Source organism: Anaerobiospirillum succiniciproducens DSM 6400 (assembly GCF_000482845.1).
Lineage (GTDB): Bacteria > Pseudomonadota > Gammaproteobacteria > Enterobacterales > Succinivibrionaceae > Anaerobiospirillum > Anaerobiospirillum succiniciproducens.
On sequence record NZ_AXWV01000076.1, the window covers coordinates 18,792 to 19,140 of the forward strand.

At 52.4% G+C, this 349-nt stretch carries 1 tRNA gene and 1 rRNA gene; both read right to left on the reverse strand.

The features are described 5' to 3' along the window. Window positions 1-141: 141 nt before the first annotated feature. Window positions 142-218: transfer RNA gene (locus H524_RS0109855), tRNA-Asp, on the reverse strand. A 12-nt stretch (window positions 219-230) separates the two neighbouring features. Continuing rightward, a 5S ribosomal RNA gene (gene rrf / locus H524_RS0109860) occupies window positions 231-346 on the reverse strand. Window positions 347-349 lie beyond the last annotated feature (3 nt).

The window sequence follows — 349 nt, forward strand, 5'->3', positions numbered from 1 at the left end:
CACCTTAAAGGTGGCTTCAATTGCCTCGGATGTTTTGATCTGATCCGTAGGCTTGAAAGGACGGGTCAATTGAGGTGTACCTGGCCATTTTGCAGGGCCAGAAACGAAAAAACCACCTCTAGGGTGGTTCTTCTAAATAAGTGGCGGAACGGACGGGAATCGAACCCGCGACCTCCTGCGTGACAGGCAGGCATTCTAACCGGCTGAACTACCGCTCCGCAAATTATTAAGCCTGGCGATGACCTACTCTCGCACAATCGTACGTTGCACTACCATCGGCGTCACTGCATTTCACTTCTGTGTTCGGAATGGGGACAGGTGGGTCTGCAGCACTATGGTCGCCAAGCAA